Source organism: Symbiopectobacterium sp. (genome assembly GCF_047692315.1).
In the GTDB taxonomy this organism is placed as follows: domain Bacteria; phylum Pseudomonadota; class Gammaproteobacteria; order Enterobacterales; family Enterobacteriaceae; genus Symbiopectobacterium.
Window position 1 is genome coordinate 172,569 of record NZ_JBLLJS010000029.1, and the last position, 17,359, is coordinate 189,927.

At 55.1% G+C, this 17,359-nt stretch carries 11 protein-coding genes and 7 pseudogenes; 14 read left to right on the forward strand and 4 right to left on the reverse strand.

From position 1 onward, the window contains the following. Positions 1–29: 29 nt before the first annotated feature. Entirely contained in the window at positions 30–353 is a 324-nt protein-coding gene (gene cyaY, locus ACMZI0_RS18970; protein WP_415674123.1) for an iron donor protein CyaY, read from the reverse strand. Positions 354–430: 77 nt separating this feature from the next. On the opposite strand from cyaY, the gene lptM reads away from it, so the two are divergent. The 9 genes and pseudogenes from lptM to ACMZI0_RS19015 all read left to right on the forward strand — a co-directional run bounded on the left by lptM (position 431) and on the right by ACMZI0_RS19015 (position 9,370). Then, complete coding sequence (lptM, locus tag ACMZI0_RS18975; RefSeq protein WP_415674124.1) at positions 431–586, forward strand: LPS translocon maturation chaperone LptM; 156 nt, start codon at positions 431–433, stop codon at positions 584–586. Positions 587–667: 81 nt separating this feature from the next. Next, positions 668–1,492, forward strand: a complete 825-nt coding sequence (gene dapF, locus ACMZI0_RS18980; protein WP_415674125.1) for a diaminopimelate epimerase — start codon at positions 668–670, stop codon at positions 1,490–1,492. Next, a complete protein-coding gene (locus ACMZI0_RS18985; RefSeq protein ID WP_415674126.1) occupies positions 1,489–2,193 on the forward strand; it encodes a DUF484 domain-containing protein in 705 nt (234 codons plus the stop codon). Before dapF ends, ACMZI0_RS18985 begins: the two co-directional genes overlap by 4 nt. Next, positions 2,190–3,116 carry a tyrosine recombinase XerC gene (gene xerC / locus ACMZI0_RS18990; protein ID WP_415674127.1) on the forward strand — a complete coding sequence of 309 codons (927 nt, stop codon included), beginning with the start codon at positions 2,190–2,192 and terminating at the stop codon, positions 3,114–3,116. Before ACMZI0_RS18985 ends, xerC begins: the two co-directional genes overlap by 4 nt. Further along, positions 3,116–3,831 (forward strand): annotated as a pseudogene (yigB, locus tag ACMZI0_RS18995) (5-amino-6-(5-phospho-D-ribitylamino)uracil phosphatase YigB). Before xerC ends, yigB begins: the two are co-directional and overlap by 1 nt. An 83-nt stretch (positions 3,832–3,914) precedes the next feature. Further along, positions 3,915–6,077 (forward strand): DNA helicase II, encoded by a 2,163-nt coding sequence (uvrD, locus tag ACMZI0_RS19000; protein ID WP_415674128.1) that lies wholly within the window; start codon positions 3,915–3,917, stop codon positions 6,075–6,077. Between the two features lie 51 nt (positions 6,078–6,128). Next, positions 6,129–6,867, forward strand: a pseudogene (locus ACMZI0_RS19005) (cyclase family protein). A gap of 396 nt (positions 6,868–7,263) precedes the next feature. Next, positions 7,264–8,170, forward strand: a pseudogene (corA, locus tag ACMZI0_RS19010) (magnesium/cobalt transporter CorA). A 127-nt stretch (positions 8,171–8,297) separates the two neighbouring features. Beyond that, positions 8,298–9,370: pseudogene (locus tag ACMZI0_RS19015) on the forward strand (AbrB family transcriptional regulator). Here the strand turns inward: ACMZI0_RS19015 and rarD are convergent. Together rarD and ACMZI0_RS19025 are read right to left on the reverse strand one after the other, a co-directional pair. Further along, entirely contained in the window at positions 9,341–10,249 is a 909-nt protein-coding gene (gene rarD / locus ACMZI0_RS19020; protein ID WP_415674129.1) for an EamA family transporter RarD, read from the reverse strand. The pseudogene ACMZI0_RS19015 and the gene rarD overlap by 30 nt on opposite strands. 146 nt (positions 10,250–10,395) lie before the next feature. Next, positions 10,396–10,902 (reverse strand): thioesterase family protein, encoded by a 507-nt coding sequence (locus ACMZI0_RS19025; RefSeq protein WP_415674130.1) that lies wholly within the window; start codon positions 10,900–10,902, stop codon positions 10,396–10,398. 206 nt (positions 10,903–11,108) lie between these two features. Between ACMZI0_RS19025 and pldA the strand changes: the two are divergent. The 3 genes and pseudogenes from pldA to rhtC all read left to right on the forward strand — a co-directional run bounded on the left by pldA (position 11,109) and on the right by rhtC (position 14,591). Next, positions 11,109–11,980, forward strand: a pseudogene (gene pldA / locus ACMZI0_RS19030) (phospholipase A). A gap of 128 nt (positions 11,981–12,108) precedes the next feature. Continuing rightward, positions 12,109–13,932 carry an ATP-dependent DNA helicase RecQ gene (gene recQ, locus ACMZI0_RS19035; RefSeq protein WP_415674131.1) on the forward strand — a complete coding sequence of 608 codons (1,824 nt, stop codon included), beginning with the start codon at positions 12,109–12,111 and terminating at the stop codon, positions 13,930–13,932. A gap of 41 nt (positions 13,933–13,973) precedes the next feature. Next, positions 13,974–14,591 (forward strand): threonine export protein RhtC, encoded by a 618-nt coding sequence (gene rhtC, locus ACMZI0_RS19040; protein ID WP_415674157.1) that lies wholly within the window; start codon positions 13,974–13,976, stop codon positions 14,589–14,591. Between the two features lie 62 nt (positions 14,592–14,653). On the opposite strand, the gene rhtB is transcribed toward rhtC, so the two are convergent. Next, positions 14,654–15,274, reverse strand: coding sequence for a homoserine/homoserine lactone efflux protein (rhtB, locus tag ACMZI0_RS19045; RefSeq protein WP_415674132.1), 621 nt, complete (start codon positions 15,272–15,274; stop codon positions 14,654–14,656). Between the two features lie 177 nt (positions 15,275–15,451). On the opposite strand from rhtB, the pseudogene pldB reads away from it, so the two are divergent. Then, positions 15,452–16,462, forward strand: a pseudogene (pldB, locus tag ACMZI0_RS19050) (lysophospholipase L2). 51 nt (positions 16,463–16,513) lie between these two features. Continuing rightward, positions 16,514–17,319, forward strand: a pseudogene (gene yigL / locus ACMZI0_RS19055) (sugar/pyridoxal phosphate phosphatase YigL). Positions 17,320–17,359: the final 40 nt, after the last annotated feature.

Here is a 17,359-nt window from a genome sequence, read left to right on the forward strand (position 1 = left end):
CCTTGGTGACAACAGAGCGCCTTCTCTCCTTAGTAGCCGAAAGAGACACCCTCACCTGATTGCGCACTGCACGCCTGCGCCAGCAGGGCAAAAAAGGGCTCACCGCTGCGATCGCAGACCCACTGCTCATTCTGATAAGTAAAGTGGTAACCACCGGCTTTGGTGGCTAGCCATACCTGATGCAGCGGCTCCTGGCGGTTGATAACAATCTTGCTGCCGTTCTCGAAACTCAGTGTCATGACGCCGCCGTTGGTTTCGTAATCGATGTCGGCATCACTGTCGAAGTCGTCCAATGCTTCTTCGATCGTCAACATTAACGCATCCGCTAATTGATGAAACTCACTGTCGTTCATTTTCGATTCCTATTGCTTTTCATGATCCACCTGCGATTATAGAGAGCATGCATAGATGATTGACAGGTCTTAATGACATGAAGCAGGTATTTCGTTCATTTTCTCTGGCGCTGACGCTGCTGGGATTGGTGGGTTGCGGGCTGAAAGGGCCGCTTTACATGCCAAATGGCGAACCGACCAACACCACAGACTCACAGAAAAACACGCATCAAAAACCGTCGATGCGTCCGTAAACGGCACGGTTGCATTTCTATAACGAATAACAGGTCACGATAACTATTACCGCGCCCGGTTACATCAGCGGAGTCAGAATAATGCAGTTCGCTAAAATGCACGGTTTGGGCAATGATTTTATGGTTGTCGATGCCGTTACACAAAATGTCTATTTCTCGCCGGAGCTGATTCGCCGTTTGTCGGATCGCCATCGTGGGGTAGGGTTTGAGCAATTGCTGGTGGTCGAGCCGCCATACGATCCTGAGCTGGATTTTCATTATCGCATTTTCAATGCAGATGGCAGCGAAGTGGCCCAGTGCGGTAACGGTGCACGCTGTTTTGCGCGTTTCGTGCGCATCAAGGGGTTGACCAACAAACGCGATATTGCGGTCAGTACCCATACCGGACGGATGGTGCTCAGCGTTACCGATGACGAACTGGTGCGGGTGAATATGGGCGAGCCGGATTTTGAACCGCAGCGCGTGCCGTTCCGGGCTGCCAAGGCGGAGAAAACCTATATTCTGCGCGCCAACGATCATTCGGTGCTGTGTGGCGTGGTGTCGATGGGTAACCCCCACTGCGTGATTCAGGTTGAAGATGTTAATTCGGCCAATGTTGAAACACTGGGCCCGGTGCTGGAAAGCCACGAGCGTTTTCCTGAGCGTGTCAACGTCGGGTTTATGAAGGTTGTCGATCGTAGCCACATACGCCTGCGGGTGTATGAGCGCGGTGCTGGCGAAACGCAGGCCTGCGGCAGCGGTGCCTGCGCCGCAGTTGCGGTGGGCATTCAGCAAGGGCTGTTGGCGGATGAGGTTCGCGTCTCGTTGCCGGGGGGCGATCTGGATATCCATTGGAAAGGGGTCGGCCATCCGCTGTATATGACCGGTCCTGCCACCCATGTTTATGATGGATTTATTCATTTATGAAGCATGTCGAGGAACAGGCAGAACGCCAGAACGCACTGAGTGACGAACTGATTTTGCAGTTCCTGCAACAGAATCCTGATTTCTTTATCCGTAATGCGCGTCAGGTCGAGCAAATGCACATCCCGCACCCGGTGCGGGGGACGGTATCACTGGTCGAATGGCAGTTGGCGCGTCAGCGGCATCAGATTGCGCAACTGGAAGAAGAGATTACCTTGCTGATGGAGCAGGCGCGCGGCAATGAAGTGCTGTTCCGTCGTCTGCTGGCGCTACAAACCGATTTGTCATCGGCCAATGGTCTGCATGACTTGCTGGAACGTCTGCAACGCTGGGCGCGTCAGCAGGGATTGGCCAGGGCGGATATCCGCCTGTTCAGCGACAAATGGCGCATCAGCGCGCCCTCGCGGTTTACCCATTTGGCGCTCTCTCGTTCGCTATTTGAACCGCTGCGCATACAGCGTTTGCGCGCCAGCAGCCACTATCTTGGCAGCCTGAACGGGCCGGAGTTGCTATTACTGTTACCGCAGGCGCGGCAGGTGGGTTCCGTGGCGCTGTCGCTGCTGGGAGAACACGAATCGCTGGGCGTGGTAATTTTCAGCAGCCGCGACAGTCATCACTATCAAGACGGCATGGGTACCGTGCTGCTGCAACACCTGGCCAACCTGCTGCCGGATATGCTGGCGCGCTGGGTTGAACGGGTATGAGCGAACCCGACCAGGCTGCGCTGCCTTCGCCATTGTTGACGTCGGTCGCGGTGTTTTTACGTTATCTGAAGGCAGAACTCCAGCTTAGCCCGCTGACGCAGAAAAACTATTGCCGCCAACTGGGGGCCATTGCTGCCATGCTCGATGAAATGGGCATTACCGACTGGCGCACTCTCGATGCGGCGGGAGTGCGTTCGGTGGCCGCGCGCAGCAAACGCGGTGGGTTGCAAGCGGCCAGCCTGGCGCTGCGCCTTTCCGCACTGCGCAGTTTTCTTGATTGGCAGGTGGCGCAAGGGGTGTTAACTGCCAATCCGGCGCGCGGTATTTCTGCGCCCAAAGCGGGTCGGCATTTGCCGAAAAACATGGATGTGGATGAAGTGAACCGCCTGTTGGAAATCGATCTTAACGATCCGCTTGCGGTGCGCGATCGCGCCATGCTGGAAGTGATGTACGGCGCTGGCTTGCGTTTAGCCGAACTGGTCGGCATGGAGTGTCGTCACGTTGATTTGGACGGCGGCGAAGTGTGGGTGGTGGGTAAGGGCAGCAAAGAGCGCAAACTGCCGCTGGGTCGTACCGCCGTGCACTGGTTGCGTGAGTGGCTGGAGCGGCGTGAGTTGTTTGGCCCGGAAGATGATGCCATCTTCATTACCCGACAGGGGAAACGCATTTCGATGCGCAACGTGCAAAAGCGTTTTGCCGAGTGGGGCATTAAGCAGGGGCTGAACTGCCACGTCCATCCCCATAAGCTACGTCACTCTTTTGCCACCCATATGCTGGAATCGAGCGGCGAGCTTCGTGCCGTGCAGGAACTGCTGGGGCATGCCAATCTTTCTACCACGCAAATTTATACCCATTTGGATTTTCAGCATTTGGCGACGGTGTACGATGCCGCGCACCCGCGCGCCAAACGAGGGAAGACATGATGCATTTTTACCGTCCACTGGCGCCGATTGCGGCCATGACGTTTGATTTAGACGATACGTTATACGATGACCGTGAAGTGATTCGGCGCACACAGGTGGAATCGGTGCGTTTTCTGCAAGCATTCCACCCGGCACTGAACGCGGTGCAGTCAGCCGATTTGCAGCGCGTTCGCGAGACACTGCGTGAGCAGGAGCCAGAGATATACCATGATGTTACGGAGTGGCATCGCCGGGCGGTAGAGCAATTGCTGCTTGAGGCGGGGCTCGATGCGGCAACGGCCAGCAGCGGTGCGCAGCAGGCGATGGCGCACTTTGCCCACTGGCGCAGCCAGATTACCCCTACGCAAGAAACGCACGATACGCTGCATGCCTTGTCCCAGCGCTGGCCGCTGGTTGCTATCACTAATGGCAATGCCGATCCCAGCCGCTTCGGGCTGGATCGCTACTTTCGGTTTATCTTGCGCGCTGGACCGGATGGTCGCGCCAAACCTTTCGGTGATATGTATCATCGGGCGGCGCAAGCGCTGGGTGTGGCACCGGGGCAGATTCTGCATGTGGGGGACGACTTGACCACCGACGTGGCCGCGCAGTGCGCAACGGATTGCAGGCCTGCTGGATTAACCTGCACGCGGGTAACCTGATGCAGATTGAGGATGCGCGGTTATTGCCGCACGTCGAAATTTCCCGGTTGGCATTGCTCACTACACTGCTATAATTCTGCTAATTTAGCTGTATAAATAACCAGTTAAGTAAGTGCCCCTGGGGTTACTGCTTGTCTGTTAACGGATGACTGTACCGATGGACATTTCTGAACTTCTTGATGACCTGAACAATAAACAGCGCGATGTGGTTGCCGCGCCGCGTGGAAACCTTTTGGTGCTGGCGGGTGCCGGGAGCGGCAAAACGCGCGTGCTGGTGCATCGTATCGCCTGGTTGATGTCGGTTGAGCAATGCTCGCCCTATTCCATCATGGCGGTGACCTTCACCAACAAAGCGGCGGCGGAAATGCGTCATCGCATCGAGCATTTGATTGGCACCAGCCAGGGCGGCATATGGATCGGCACCTTCCACGGTCTGGCGCACCGCCTGCTGCGCGCGCATCATCTTGATGCCGGTTTGCCGCAGGATTTTCAGATCCTGGACAGCGAAGATCAACTGCGTCTACTCAAACGCTTGATTCGGGCGCTGAATCTGGATGAGAAGCAGTGGCCACCGCGTCAGGCGATGTGGTACATCAACGGTAAGAAAGACGAAGGGCTGCTCCCGCAACATATCGAAAGTTATGGCAATCCCGTCGAGCAGACCTGGCTTAAGATGTATCAGGCCTATCAGGAAGCGTGCGATCGCGCCGGGCTGGTGGATTTTGCCGAGCTGTTACTGCGCGCTCACGAGCTGTGGCTGAACAAACCCCATATTCTCAATCACTACCGCGAACGCTTCACCAATATTCTGGTGGACGAATTTCAGGATACCAACCGTATTCAGTATGCCTGGATCCGCATGCTGGCGGGAGACAGTGCCAGTGTCATGATCGTGGGTGATGACGATCAGTCAATTTATGGCTGGCGTGGGGCGCAGATAGAAAATATCCAGCTGTTTTTGAATGACTTCCCCAAAGCCGAAACCATCCGTCTGGAACAGAACTATCGCTCTACCGGCAATATTCTTACCGCGGCCAATGCGCTGATTGCGCATAACGGTGGGCGGTTGGGTAAGAATCTGTGGACAGAAGATGCGCAGGGTGAGCCGATCTCTCTTTACTGCGCCTTTAACGAGCTCGATGAAGCGCGTTTTGTGGTTAACCGCATCAAAGTGTGGCAAGAAAATGGTGGCGCACTCAAGGACAATGCCATCCTGTATCGCAGCAACGCCCAATCGCGCGTGCTGGAAGAAGCCTTGCTGCAACAGAGCATGCCGTATCGTATTTATGGCGGTATGCGCTTCTTCGAGCGTCAGGAAATCAAAGACGCGCTTGCCTATTTACGCCTGATTGCCAACCGTAATGATGATGCGGCTTTCGAGCGCGTGGTGAATACCCCGACACGCGGTATCGGCGATCGGACCCTGGACGTAGTGCGTCAGACAGCGCGCGACCGGCAGGTGACGCTGTGGCAATCGAGCCGCACGTTGTTGCAGGAGAAAGCGCTGGCAGGGCGTGCCGCATCTGCGTTACAACGCTTCCTGGAGCTGGTGGAAGCACTGGCCTATGAAACTGCTGATTTGCCACTGCACGTGCAAACCGATCGTGTCATCAAAGATTCCGGCCTGTGGCAGATGTACGAGCAGGAAAACGGCGAGAAAGGGCAGGCCCGGGTAGAAAACCTGGAGGAACTGGTGACCGCGACGCGCCAGTTCAGCTATCAGGAAGAGGATATGGACCTGATGCCGTTGCAGGCATTTCTCTCTCACGCCGCGTTGGAAGCAGGTGAAGGGCAGGCCGATGCTTATCAGGATGCGGTGCAATTGATGACGCTCCACTCCGCCAAAGGGCTGGAATTCCCTCAGGTGTTTATCGTTGGCATGGAAGAGGGGATGTTCCCGAGCCAGATGTCGCTGGATGAGGGCGGACGCCTCGAAGAAGAGCGCCGTTTGGCTTATGTTGGCGTGACGCGCGCCATGCAGAAGCTGACCCTGACCTATGCAGAAAACCGGCGTTTGTACGGTAAAGAAACCTATCATCGCCCATCGCGTTTTGTCGGTGAGCTACCTGTCGAGTGCGTGGAGGAAGTCCGCCTGCGTGCCAGCGTCTCTCGTCCAGTCAACCACCAGCGGTTGGGTACGCCGGTGAGCCAGAGTGACAGCGGTTACGCGTTGGGCCAGCGCGTCCGTCATGCCAAATTTGGCGAAGGCACCATCATTAATCTGGAAGGCAGCGGTGAGCATTGCCGTTTGCAGGTCGCTTTCCAGGGACAAGGCATCAAGTGGCTGGTCGCAGCCTACGCGCGGTTGGAGACGGTATAACTCAGGCAGCAAAGCCGCCGTGTATCAAGGTAAAAAAGGAGATCAACCGGGATGACGTTAGACGAGATAATAACCGCTCTGCGCGGCAAAAAATGGGTGGACCTGACGCACAGCGTAACGGAATCTATTCCTATCTTTAGTTAGCGCTTTTCCCGGCGTGCAGCGTAACACGCTGTATACGGTTGAGCAGGATGGCTTTTTTGCCCAGCAACTGACCTTTGTGACCCAGACCGGTACGCACATCGATGCGCCTGCTCATTTTTCTCTGGGCAAACGCTGTCTGGATGGCCTTGCCAACAAGGAGTTGCTGCTGCCGCTTCGCGTGATCCACAAACAAGAGGCGGTGGCGCTTGATGCAGACTACCGTCTCAGCGTGCAGGATATTGTGGATTTCGAGCAACAATATGGGCAGATCCCTGCGGGTTGCTTTGTGGCATTCGCCAGTGGTTGGAGCCGACGTTGGCCGGATGTGCAGGCCTTTGCCAACAACGATGCCGAAGGCAATAGCCACACGCCGGGTTGGTCCATTGAGGCATTGCGCTTTCTGTTCGAACAGCGTCATGGTCACGAAACGCTGGACACCGACGCCGCCGTGGATTTTCGTCGCAACAACGGACTGATTGGCGAATTCTACGTGCTCGACCACAACGCCTGGCAGGTTGAGGTGATGAACAATCTGGATCAGGTGCCTGCAGTAGGGGCGTATATTCAGGTCAGCTTTCCCAATTTTGCCGGTGCGCCGGGCTTTCCGGTTAGGGCGATTGCCTATCTGCCCGACGACGATCGGTAAGCGAGACGGAGGCGGTGCGGGGTATGCCGCCTTCTCGACACGGGCTCATTGTCTGGCGTCGAATTGAACAATCCGAGCATCTTTTATCTGCCACAGTTTAAAAGTTGACAGCCTTTTTCATCTCGGCGTAACATGCGCCCATCATTATTTCCGGAGGGCCCCGCCTTGGACACACCCAGTCGATACTAGCTAATTAATTAATTGATTACTAACAATTTCTAAGGCTGCCCTGCTGTTTTTGCCGGTAGCCCTGGTGGTTATCAGTGATGTTGTATTCCTCCGTCATCATTTTGAGTCAGCACCGTCGGTTTGAAACCTGTTGGTGCCATGTCATCACCGTTTCTGTGCTTCAACGCGTCCGCCCTTCTCTGTTACCGCACTAGGAGCACATGGCCTATGCTGAGCGCATTTAAACTGGATAACTGCCGCTTATCCCGTCTGGAACTGGACGGCACCGATGATACCGCCGCCTCCGTGTGGGTGGATTTGGTCGAGCCTGAAGATGAAGAGCGTGAGCTGGTGCAAAACCGGTTGGGACAGAACCTGGCAACTCGCCCGGAACTGGAAGATATCGAGGCATCGGCACGTTTCTTCGAAGACGCGGACGATCACGCTGGAAACTCCCACCGTGGCATTCACCATTCGCGACGGGCGTTTGTATACGCTGCGCGAGCGTGAATTGCCTGCCTTTCGTCTGTACCGTATGAGTGCGCGCAACCAGACGCTGGTGGACGGTAACGCCTACGAACTGCTGCTCGATCTGTTTGAAACCAAGATTGAGCAGCTGGCCGATGAAATTGAAAACATCTACAGCGATTTGGAATCGCTCAGCCGCGTTATCATGGAAGGACGTCAGGGTGAAGAGTACGACGAGGCGCTCTCGACGTTAGCAGAATTAGAAGACGTGGGTTGGAAGGTACGCCTGTGTTTGATTACTCAGCGCGCATTGAACTTTTTGGTGCGCCGCGCGCGCTTGCCGAGCGGTCAATTGGAACAGGCACGAGAGATTCTGCGAGATATCGAATCCCTGCTGCCACATAATGAATCCCTGTTTCAGAAGGTCAACTTCCTGATGCAGGCGACGATGGGCTTTATCAATATTGAGCAGAGCCGCATTATCAAGATCTTCTCGGTAGTTTCCGTGGTGTTCCTGCCGCCGACGTTGGTGGCTTCCAGCTATGGAATGAACTTTGAATTTATGCCGGAGTTGCACTGGTCATTTGGCTATCCGGGGGCCATCGTGCTGATGATTCTGGCCGGACTGGCACCGTATCTCTACTTTAAGCGTAAAAACTGGCTGTAACGACATGTCCATGCTTCCCGGCGCAAGCCGGGAACGCCCTCATTTTCTGCTTCTACGATTATTTCCATATTAATTTAGTCCCCCCTTCTGTTTAGAATGAAACCTCTACCAGTTTTGTCATATCAGGTTGTCTCTATGGGAAGGGTTTCGCCCCTGGCGCAGTGGGTGGGGAGTGCTGCTGGTTGTTTCTCTGCTGCTCGGGCTGGCATTGCAGTGGTTTCATGTTCCGGCCGCATTTCTACTGGGGCCAATGATAGTTGGTGTGGTCATGGGGCTGAAGGGTGCAACGATTCGCATGCCACCGGCTTATTTTTGGGCCGCTAACGCTATTCTTGGCTGTCTGGTGGCGCAAAGCCTTTCTCTCTCCATTCTGAGTCCGCTGTTAAATGAATGGCCGTTGGTGCTGGGCATTCTGGTGGCAACCCTTGCCACCAGCGGTTTTTTCTGGCTGGCTACTGGTGAGATTCAGTGCCTTGCCCGGCACCACCGGCGCCTGGGGCGCGTCCCCCGGCGGAGCCTCGGCGATGGCCGCCATGTCGAGCGAGTTTGGTGCCGATGTGCGGCTGGTGGCGTTTATGCAATACCTGCGCGTGCTAATGGTGACCGCGGCGGCGGCGTTGTGTGGCGCGCTTGAGCCTCGGTGAAACTGCGGCACACAACACCGCCGCGTTGGTCTGGTTTCCTGCGATCGACTGGCGTTTTTTTGCCACGCTTGGCGTGGCATTTTGCGGCGTGCTATTGGGGCGCTGGCTGCGCCTTCCGTCCGGTGTGCCGCTGGGGCCGATGATCCTCGGCGCAGCGCTGCACTCTACCGGCACGCTGACGCTGCAAACCCCGGAGTGGATATTGTCATTGGCCTATGCGTTTATCGGCTGGAGCGTGGGACTAAGTTTTACCCGCCCGATTTTCCTGCTGGCGATCCGCACCTTGCCGCATATGATGGCCTCTATCATCGGGCTGATGGTGCTGTGTGGGGGCATGGCTTACGGCGTAACGCTGCTGCTGCCGGTAGATATTCTTACCGCGTATCTGGCGACCAGTCCCGGTGGGCTGGATTCTATTGCGGTCATTGCGGCGGGCAGCAACGTTGACATGGCTTTTGTGATTGCCATGCAAACGCTGCGGCTGTTTTCGACGTTGTTGTTTAGTCCGGTATTGTCGCGTTACATCTCACGCCACACTGCGATGGACGCGACGTAATTTTTGCTGGGCGATGAAGGCGTCAATGATAAACAGCGCCAGAGCCGCCCAGATAAAACCGAAGGCGACCATTTTGTCGCTGCCAAGCGGTTCGCCATACACGGTGACAGCGATAATAAACATCAGCGTTGGACCGAGATACTGGAAGAACCCGAGGGTGGACTGGCGCATTCTCACTGTGGCTGCGGTGAAAAACAGCAGTGGCATGGTGGTCACGATGCCCGCACTGACCAACAGCAGATTGAGCGTCGTGCTGTTATTGCCAAGGTGACTGCTCGGTGTATCGGCAATAAAAAACAGGTAGATAATTGCGGCGGGCAGCAGCCACAGCGTTTCAATCAGCATGCCGGTCTGGCCGTCTACGCCAAGTTTCTTGCGTAATAAGCCGTAGATAGCGAAGCTGAAGGCCAGCGCCAACGCAATCACCGGTACCGAGCCAAACTGCCATAACTGAATCAGTACGCCACTGAAAGCCAGCAATACCGCACACCATTGCAGGCGACGAAAGCGCTCGCCGAGAAAAATCATCCCCAGCATCACGTTAACCAGCGGGTTGATAAAATAGCCCAGGCTGGCTTCCAGAATGTGATCATGGTTGACCGCCCAAATGTAGAGCAGCCAGTTGCCGCCGACCAGTACGGCGGTCAGGGCAAGCATCAGCAGCGTTTTGGGTGAACCCATTACGTGCTGTACCTGACGCCATTTGCGGCTAACGCTCACCAGAACCAGCATAAACAGAAATGACCAGATAATGCGGTGCGTAAAAATCTCTGTGGCTGGAACTTGTCCAATCAGCTTGAAATAGACGGGCGCGATGCCCCAAATGAAATAGGCACCAAGGGCGAATAACACACCCTGGCGTGATTGCTGTTCATTCATGTGGAAGGCTTACTCAACGGTCGGAAGAACAGGTACTGTACGCGAAACCGCAGCGACTTTCATCTTATCCTCCGGTTTTAGTGCTTCGTTTTGCTAAATTAGGATTGTTCAGTCTTTTCTATCGTTACCGTGCGAATAATTCGCCATTATCCGACAATATAGGTGGCAGTGGCGGTGGCGATATGCACCTGTGCTTCGTTGTGCAACTCGGCGCGCGCCACGGCGATTTTATTCCCCCCGCGCAGCAGCGTACTGGTCAAGGTAAAGTGCTCGCCGCGACCCGGACGCAGATAGTCCACACGCAGATCGATGGTGTCCATTCGTGCCAGTCGTTGGTGAAATTCATGGGCGCTGATGCTTTGATGACGTAACAGGGCGCTGCCGACGCAGACCAGCCCCGCAGCCACATCCAGCCCAGCGGCGATCACCCCGCCGTGGAGAATTTTTTGCAGCGCATTCCCCACCAATCGCTCCTGACGATCGAACACCAGAATGGCATGGTCGGCCTCAAATTCACGCAGTTCAAGCCCCAGCTCCCGGTTAAATGGCATCTGGTAGATGAATATGTCGCTGACGCGCTGGCGAACGCTCTCCTGCGGTAACATTGCATCAGGAGGGAGTGTGTCATCTTGTTGTACAAGAGGAAGTGACATGGGGAGCGGCCCTCAGTAGAGATCGGAACAGAGAATAATGATAGTGTAACGTTAAATTTTTGTTTATTTTATGAGGCGTTTCTGTTTATTTCCAGAAAAGCATGAATAACTAGGAAGTGGATGATTCAAATATAGATTATGAAGCTAGAATAATAGCGAGCGTGTCTATCATTTTTCCTCACTTTCATGTTGGTCGGAGATACCGTATGCGCAAAATTGCGGGCATCGTGACGCTATTGTTGGCGGCACAGGTTCAGGCAGAAGAAGCAAAAATTCAGATTGTACACGACAGGCCCGCAGTGCGTGGCAGCATTATTGCCAATTTGCTGCAAGACCATGATAATCCTTTTATTCTTTATCCGTACGAAAGTAACTACCTGCTTTATACCTACACCACCAACATCAACAAACAGGCGATCAGCAGCTACGATTGGGCTAAAGAGGCGCGCAAAGACGAGGTGAATTTCCAGCTCAGTCTGGCCTTCCCTGTCTGGCGCGGCATCATGGGCGACAATTCGCTACTGGGTATTTCTTACTCTTACACGCAGCAGTCCTGGTGGCAGATGTCGAATGCCGATGAATCATCACCGTTTCGTGAAACCAACTATGAACCGCAAGTGTTTCTTGGCTGGGCGACCGACTACACCTGGGTGGATGGATGCTGCGCGACGTGGAGGTGGGGTTGAATCACCAGTCCAACGGCAAAGTGGATCCAACCTCACGCAGTTGGGATCGCGCCTATGTGCGCCTGATGGCGCAAAACGGCAACTGGAAGGTGGATCTCAAACCCTGGTTCCTGATTCCCGATCGTAAGGATGATAACCCGGATATCACCAAGTATCTGGGATATTATCGGGTACGTGTCGGCTACGTCTGGGGCGACAGCATCTTCAGCGTGGCAGGGCACTACAATTGGAACACCGGCTACGGCAATGCAGAGCTGGGCTGGAGCTACCCGCTGACCAAACATGTGCGCTTCTATACCAAGGTGTTCAGCGGTTACGGCGAATCGATGATCGATTACAACCACAAGCAGACGCGCTACGGTGTGGGCGTGATGTTGAACGATATCTTTTGAGGCGCGTTTTCAGAAACAGTAATTCTCGTGGTCAAAAGATTGCAGTTTTTATCGCAGGCGCTGAAAATAGCGCCTGTTTGATTTTATCGGTCACTGGCCGATGTGGCGCAAAGAGGATCGGGGAACTCGTGTCTACGGCGGAAGTGTTAAATAAGGAAGCGTTAGCGGCTCAGGTTTTGCGCGAGACGTTCGGTTATCAGCAATTCCGGCCCGGGCAGGATGCGGTTATTCAGGCGGCTGTCAACGGTCAGGATTGTCTGGTGATTATGCCGACCGGGGGCGGGAAATCGCTGTGCTACCAGATACCCGCGCTGGTGCTGGATGGCCTGACGCTGGTGGTGTCTCCGCTGATCTCTTTGATGAAAGATCAGGTAGATCAGCTTCTTGCCTATGGCGTTGCTGCCGCCTGCCTCAACTCTACCCAGACCCGCGAGCAACAGTGGGATGTGATGAACCGCTGTCGCAGCGGCGAGATCAAACTGTTGTATATCGCCCCTGAGCGTTTAACGACCGACAGCTTCTTTGACCAGCTTGTCCAGTGGAATCCGGCGCTGATTGCTATCGATGAAGCGCACTGTATCTCCCAGTGGGGGCATGATTTCCGGCCGGAATATCGCGCGCTCGGGCAAATCAAGCAGCGTTTCCCCACACTGCCAGTGGTTGCCTTGACGGCCACGGCCGACGAAACCACGCGCAGCGACATTGTGCGTCTGCTTGATCTGCACGAACCGCATATTCATCTGAGCAGCTTTGACAGACCCAATATTCGCTACACGCTGGTGGAGAAATTCAAGCCGCTCGATCAACTGTGGATGTTTGTGCAGGGGCAGCGTGGTAAAAGCGGCATCATTTATTGCAACAGCCGGGCGAAGGTGGAAGATATCAGCGCCCGTCTGCAAAACCGCGGCCTTAGCGTGGCGGCCTATCATGCCGGGCTGGATAACGAGCGGCGAGCACAGGTTCAGGAAGCGTTCCAGCGCGACGATTTGCAAGTGGTCGTGGCGACGGTCGCCTTCGGCATGGGCATCAACAAGCCGAACGTACGCTTTGTGGTGCATTTTGATATTCCGCGTAATATTGAATCTTACTATCAGGAAACCGGGCGCGCAGGGCGTGATGGCCTGCCAGCGGAAGCTGCGTTGTTTTACGATCCGGCGGATATGGCCTGGTTGCGCCGCTGCCTTGAGGAAAAACCGCCCGGTCAGCAGCAAGAAATTGAACGACATAAGCTTAATGCGATGGGCGCGTTTGCGGAGGCACAAACCTGTCGTCGTCTGGTGCTGCTCAACTATTTTGGTGAAGGGCGGCATGCCCCTTGTGGCAACTGTGATATCTGCCTCGATCCGCCTAAGCGCTATGATGGGCTGGTGGATGCGCAAAAAGCGCTCTCCTGCGTGTATCGCGTGGGGCAGCGCTTCGGTTTGGGCTATGTGGTGGAGGTGCTGCGCGGAGCCAACAACCAGCGTATTCGCGAGTGGGGGCACGACAAGCTGCCAGTGTATGGTATTGGCCGGGAGCAGTCTCATGAGCATTGGGTCAGCGTGCTGCGTCAGCTGATCCATCTGGGGTTCCTCACGCAAAATATTGCGTTGCACTCAGCGGTGCAGCTTACCGAATCTGCCCGTCCGGTGCTGCGCGGTGAGATACCCTTGCAGTTGGCGGCGCCGCGCGTGGTTAACCTGGAGCCGAAAGCGAACCAAAAATCGTATACAGGGCTTTATGATCGCAAGCTGTTTGCCAAACTGCGCAAATTACGCAAAGCCATTGCCGATGAGGGCGATATCCCCCCTTACGTGGTGTTCAGTGATGCTACGCTGCTGGAAATGGCCGATCGCTTGCCGGTAACGGCAAGCGAATTGCTGACGATTAACGGCGTCGGACAGCGTAAACTGGAGCGCTTTGGTACGCCATTTATGTCGCTGATCAGCGAACATCTGGACGATGTGCGCTGATCGGGCTTGAATTTCGTGGCTATGTAGTAAAAAAGGAAAATATCATGATGTTGTTTTTGACCGTGGCGATGGTGCATTTCGTCGCATTGATGAGCCCGGGGCCGGATTTCTTTTTTGTCTCCCAGACGGCGGCGAGCTGCTCACGTAAAGAGGCCATGATGGGCGTGCTGGGGATTTCCTTGGGGGTGATGGTGTGGGCCGCTATTGAGTTGATGGGGCTGCACCTGTTGCTGCAAAAAATGGCCTGGTTGCATGATGTCATTACCATCGGCGGCGGATTGTATCTGTGCTGGATGGGATGGCAGATGTTACGCGCTGCGCGCCGCAAAGGGGAACAGCAAACGGTTGAACCGGTGGAACTGCCTTCGAAAGGGAAAACCTTTATGCGTGGTCTATTGACCAATCTGGCCAATCCCAAAGCGCTGATCTATTTCGGCAGCGTGTTCTCCCTGTTTGTGGGAGACAGCGTTGGTACCGGTGCGCGTTGGGGGCTGTTTGCGTTGATCTCACTGGAAACACTGCTGTGGTTTAGCCTGGTGGCGCTGGTGTTTGCACTGCCTGCGATGCGTCGCGGCTATCAGCGTTTGGCCAAATGGATTGACGGTTTGGCGGGCGTTCTGTTCACTGGCTTTGGGTTGCATCTGATTATTTCGCGCTGAGCGACAGTGCCATAGACAACGCCATTGTTTTTTCTCGCCGCCGGTTGGCGGCGAGTTGCCGACTACACCTTACGCGCCGTTGCCAGCAGGGCACCCACCAACATAAACAATGAACCAAACAGGCGGTTGAGCAGGCGAATTTGGCGCGGCCCTTTCAGCCATACAGCAATGCGGGTGGCGAGCGTGGCGTAACCGATCATCACCATAATATCGACTGCCACGGTGGTCACGCCCAAAATCAGATACTGAGCGACCTGCGGCTGATGCGGCACTATAAATTGCGGAAACAGTGCGGCCAAAAAAACGATGCTTTTGGGGTTGGTAAGATTCACCAGAATGGCGCGACGAAACAACTGGCGGCGTGGCATAGTGCCCGCCAGTGCATGCAGGTCGAGCGAGCCGGCCGCTCGCCATTGCTGGATACCGAGCCAGATCAGATAGGCGGCACCGAGCCATTTCAAAATGTCAAAAGCCAGCAGCGATTGTGACAGCAGTGCTCCAAGACCGATACCCACCAAGACAATATGGATAGCCAGCCCGACTTGTAACCCGGCGATTGACGCCGCCGCCCCGCGATAACCGTGGCTGATGGCAGTGCTCATGGTGTTGATGGCACCCGACCCCGGTGAAAGGCTAAGAATAAGCGTTGTGAGTAAATAGGTTAACCACCAGTCGAGGGTCATAGCTGCTTCCTGATTGCGTCTTGTTGCGTTGTTTGCGATGCGTTACGTTGTTAAACATTGCTACCGAATGTGCCACAATACGCCATTGCTGATTGTTGTGCCAGCGATCACAAAACTCTCTTGTAGACCCTGCGTTGCAGGTGTTTAGCGCGGTGCCGTGCATCAAGGAGAAACGCGATATCACCCGAAATTTCCGGTCTTTTGTTAAGAGAAAAGCAGTTTTCGGCATTTGTCACCGGGACGCTGTTGGATTTCTAGCGTCAGCGAGAAGAGGGCTAATTTCCCGGCGTCGATGACGTGCCGATCCGTTTTGTGCGCTTTACCTCCCCGCAACACACGCGTTTGGTGGTGGTGTTCCCCGGCCGCATTGAAAGCTATGTAAAGTATGGTGAAGTCGCCTACGATTTGTTCCAGGCAGGTTATGATGTGCTGATCATGGATCATCGTGGCCAAGGGCGCTCCGGGCGGATGCTGGAAGACGGCAACCGCGGACATGTGGTACTCTTTGGCGATTATGTGGACGACGTCGAGCAATTCTGGCTGCGCTATGTCGATGCGGTTAAAACAGCCGATCCCGTGCGCTACAGCCGCTGCTTTGCACTCGCCCACTCAATGGGCGGCGCAATCCTGGCGCATTTTTTGGCTCGTCGTCCGGATGCGTTCGATGCCGTGGCGCTGTGTGCGCCTATGTGTGGCATCAAATTGCCGATGCCGGGCTGGCTGGCATCGCGTATTGTTGCCTGGGCAGAGCTGCATCCCCGTATTCGTGATTACTATGCTATCGGCACCGGGCAATGGCGACCGCTGCCCTATTTGATTAACGTGTTAACGCACAGCCGTGAGCGTTACCGTCGCAGCGTGCGTGCCTATGCCGATGAGCCTGGTCTGCGCGTTGGTGGCCCAACTTATCATTGGATGCGGGAATCGATGGCTACCGGGCGCGAGCTGATTGCACTGGCCCCACACATTACCACGCCCTTGCTATTGCTTCAGGCGCAGGAAGATATCGTGGTGGATAATCGCAGTCAGGATGCGTTTTGTCAGGCGTTGGCTCGGGCCGGACATCCCTGTATAGGTGGTGCTCCGGTTGTTATTGCGGGAGCCCGCCATGAACTGTTATTCGAAGAAGATGGGATTCGGACGCAGGTGTTTACCCATATTCTCAATCATTTTGCACAATATCCGTAAATGTTGCGGCCAGTGCCGCGCCATTCCCCTTAGAGGTGAGAGTTCACTGTTATGTTTCACGTTGTTGCTTCCGATTTAGATGGCACGCTGCTGTCGCCAGATCACACGCTGTCTCCGTTCGCCAAAGAGACCCTGAAACTGCTGACCGCACAGGGCATCCACTTTGTGTTTGCCACCGGACGGCATCATCTGGATGTGGCGCAAATTCGTGATGGGCTGGGGATCAGCGCCTTTATGATCACCTCTAACGGTGCGTGCGTGACAACACTCAGGGTGAACTTATCTTCAGCCACAATCTGGATCAGGATATTGCGCACGATCTCTATGGCATAGTGTACCACAACCCGGAGATGCTGACGCATGTCTACCGCGACGATGAATGGTTTATGAACCACCACCGCCCGGAAGAGGAGCGCTATTTTCAGGAGTCGGTTTTCAAATACAAATTGTTTGAACCGGGCCTGCTCGGTACCGATGGCGTGAGCAAAGTGTTCTTTACCTGTGACAGCCATGACAAGCTGTTGCCGCTGGAAGAGGCGATCAATGCGCGCTGGGGCGATCGGGTCAATGTGAGCTTCTCAACGCTCACCTGTCTGGAGGTGATGGCAGGAGGGGTGTCCAAAGGTTATGCGCTTGAGCAAGTCGCGAAACTGATGGGCCATACCCTAAAATCGTGCATTGCGTTTGGTGATGGTATGAACGATTTTGAAATGCTGTCGATGGCAGGCAAAGGATGCATCATGCGCAACGCGCATCAGCGTCTGAAAGATTTACTGCCGCAGTTGGAGGTCATTGGCAGCAATGCCGACGATGCGGTGGCACACTATCTGCGTCGCCTTTTTCTCACCGCGGTTTAATGGCGTTGCTGGCGGCGAAAGCCGCCAGCAGACAGAAGCG

Coding starts and splice junctions, on each gene's coding strand:
- cyaY (WP_415674123.1), bottom strand. CDS start 353: ATGAACGACAGTGAGTTTCATCAATTAGCGGATGCGTTAATGTTGACG.
- lptM (WP_415674124.1), top strand. CDS start 431: ATGAAGCAGGTATTTCGTTCATTTTCTCTGGCGCTGACGCTGCTGGGA.
- dapF (WP_415674125.1), top strand. CDS start 668: ATGCAGTTCGCTAAAATGCACGGTTTGGGCAATGATTTTATGGTTGTC.
- ACMZI0_RS18985 (WP_415674126.1), top strand. CDS start 1,489: ATGAAGCATGTCGAGGAACAGGCAGAACGCCAGAACGCACTGAGTGAC.
- xerC (WP_415674127.1), top strand. CDS start 2,190: ATGAGCGAACCCGACCAGGCTGCGCTGCCTTCGCCATTGTTGACGTCG.
- uvrD (WP_415674128.1), top strand. CDS start 3,915: ATGGACATTTCTGAACTTCTTGATGACCTGAACAATAAACAGCGCGAT.
- rarD (WP_415674129.1), bottom strand. CDS start 10,249: ATGAATGAACAGCAATCACGCCAGGGTGTGTTATTCGCCCTTGGTGCC.
- ACMZI0_RS19025 (WP_415674130.1), bottom strand. CDS start 10,902: ATGTCACTTCCTCTTGTACAACAAGATGACACACTCCCTCCTGATGCA.
- rhtB (WP_415674132.1), bottom strand. CDS start 15,274: ATGACCCTCGACTGGTGGTTAACCTATTTACTCACAACGCTTATTCTT.